2 protein-coding genes are annotated in these 2,693 nt (G+C 27.2%); one reads left to right on the plus strand and one right to left on the minus strand.

Annotated elements, in window-relative coordinates:
- Positions 1-623 precede the first annotated feature (623 nt).
- Positions 624-1,217 (plus strand): hypothetical protein, encoded by a 594-nt coding sequence (locus tag D9R21_RS05600; protein WP_126821431.1) that lies wholly within the window; start codon positions 624-626, stop codon positions 1,215-1,217.
- Between the two features lie 63 nt (positions 1,218-1,280).
- Here the strand turns inward: D9R21_RS05600 and D9R21_RS05605 are convergent, their stop codons facing one another.
- The gene (locus D9R21_RS05605) at positions 1,281-2,480 is read right to left on the minus strand and encodes a ribosome-inactivating family protein (protein WP_126821432.1); all 1,200 of its coding nucleotides are present in this window, start codon (positions 2,478-2,480) and stop codon (positions 1,281-1,283) included.
- Positions 2,481-2,693 lie beyond the last annotated feature (213 nt).

Raw genomic sequence — 2,693 nt, forward strand, 5'->3', positions numbered from 1 at the left:
GATAACTTAGACTAACTCCCCTATCGAGTTCTTCCCTCCCCTATCAACAAAGCATAAGAGCTTGCGTAAAACCACAGGGTAGCAAGACAACAAATACAATAGCAAGATATGGTATTTATCATATCATTTTTACTATTTGACAAATCACCTATTTTGTTATACCTTTTCTTCCAATATAATTCCAAAACTATTCCTATACTATACCAAAATAACATATTTAATAAATTTTATATACTTTTTTAAATAAATTTAACAGTAATTTTATTGAATATAGAACTAAATATATTAATTTAATGTATAATTAATATATACAATTTATATAAAAATAATTGTAATACTAATTCTTGCTTATGCTGCGGAAATACAAGCATTTTGGCACGCCAAGCACCCGAAACCCCGCACTCCCAACGTTGTTGATAGCACGGGGTTTCGGCTTAATGTTTGTGTTCCACAGGGGTGTGTTTTTATTGGTTATATTAATTGCAATTAATATAACCAATAAAAACACACCCAGTTCCTTTTTTCTTTTTGCCCGAGCCCTTAAAAGAAAAAAAAGAACCCAAAAAAGAAAAAACCCCACCCTGTGCTATAAAAACAAAGTTGGTTAGTAAGGAGTTGATGGTATGGGTGAACAAGAAAAAATATTGTTGATGATAAATCGTTGAGGATATTTAAACACAGAGCAATTATCTTTGCTTTTGAATAAAAAAGAGAATATTACATATAAATTTGTTATGAAATTAGTAAATTTAAAAATGCTGAATGTGGATACTCTGCCGAAGAAAAATTATTATACTTTAACTAGTAAAGCACAAAGTCATTTAGGACGAGAACATAAAAAAAGCATTAAAGTTAATTACTATGAACTCGCCCACCAAGATATGTTGATTAAATGACTTTGTAGGCAAACCGACATCGAGCACTATCAAACCGAGCGCGAGCTCAAAATGGAAAACGGTAACTTAAATGCCTACCCAGATTTAATCATCACAAAAAGCGATGATAGTGAAATTTATGTCGAATTTGAACGTACCCGCAAGTCACCCGATCGTTTTAGAACGAAGCTAATTAACTTGCGAGAATGACTTGTTGCGGGTGGTAAAATTCATTGAATTACCCCTACTCAAACACTCGCCAACTGAATTGAAAATCAAATCAATACTATCGTTGCTTATTCAGTGCAACATAATTATGAGATTTGAAATAAAGCAAAATAAAAACAGCTTACGCTGCTTTATCAAACATAGAAAAATTTATATAGTTATTAATCTAATTATTAATTATCCCCTTTGATTATCTCGGATTTTTTCATCATCTTTTACAGCTAAAACAGCAACATTATATATTTCATTTTTTTCTTTAAGTGTCATTTTTAATTGTAATTCAATACTATCTTTCATTTCATAATATTTCTGACTATTTTTGTCTCAATTAGTTAGTGTATTTTTATGATCTTGTCAATCAATTTCATATGGGTTTGAATCAGAACTAGATAAAACTTTTTGTACTTCATCACGAATTGAAAAAAACCTTGTTGCTTCTGCATTTGTAAAAATAACTCGAAGAAAATCTTTTTTTATTTCTGCTTCTGCTTTTTTGTTACTTTTTATTTCACTAATTTTATCATCATTAATATTACTTAAATTAATAATAGCACCATGAATATTTTCTTTATTTATTTTAATGTTTTCTTCCTCAGATGTTAAAGTATTATAATTAGAATCAAAATATAATTTTTTAATCATTGTTTTTTCTTGTTTTTCATCTTTTATATCAAATTTTAATATTTTTGAAAAAAAGCCACGTTTATCTTTTTCTGTTTCAATTAATTTAGAATTTTTATCAAGATTTGAATCTGGAAAATATACTATTGTTTTATTTTCATCATCATCATAAGTAATAATGCCATCAACATATAAATTACTTTTATTTAAAATTAAATCAATTTTATTATCCTCAACTTCCAGTGGTATTATTTTATAGCTATCTTCTACATTGTGTTTTTTTATTCTATATATTTTTTTACCTGTAGTAGGATTCGTTGTTTCAAGAACAATATTTTTGGTTTCTTTGAAATATTGAATACTTTCTCTTAAAAATTCATTATATTCATTTTTTCTATTTGATTTAAAAATATTTTTACTTCGTGATTTTATGTTATCTAAAATTCTTTCTTTGGCGCTTTTGGTTGTTATTTCTGAATTATCTTCATTTTGTTTTCGACATTTTTGATTATTAACGCTGCCTCTGTTACCACATTTTTTGTTTTTGGCTGTAGTTGATGTTGATGGTAAATTGGTATCTTCATCTGTCGCTGTTTTATTTTTTGGGGTATTTTTCTTGGTTTGATTACCCCGTTTAACTCGATGCAAAATTTCTAAATTTTGTTCTTCTTTTTGATAAGGACTAGCGGCAATTGTTGTTGGCACCGCAGTTCCACTAATTGTTAATACACTTAATAAACTTAATAGTTTTTTCATGTCTGTATTTCCTTTCTAATAAATAAAAAAGAGAATATCGCGCTGCTGATATTCCCATAGACAATTATTTTAAAAAAACCAAGAAATTATGTTAGATTTTTGTTATAATTTTCTATGGAAACACAGGCATTTTGTGTTTCCATTTTTTATTTATTTAATTACAAATTAATTATATACTTTTTAAATAAAAAGTATATTTTTTCTTTATTTTTT

The organism is Spiroplasma endosymbiont of Megaselia nigra, from assembly GCF_003987485.1.
GTDB lineage: Bacteria > Bacillota_I > Bacilli_A > Mycoplasmatales > Mycoplasmataceae > Spiroplasma.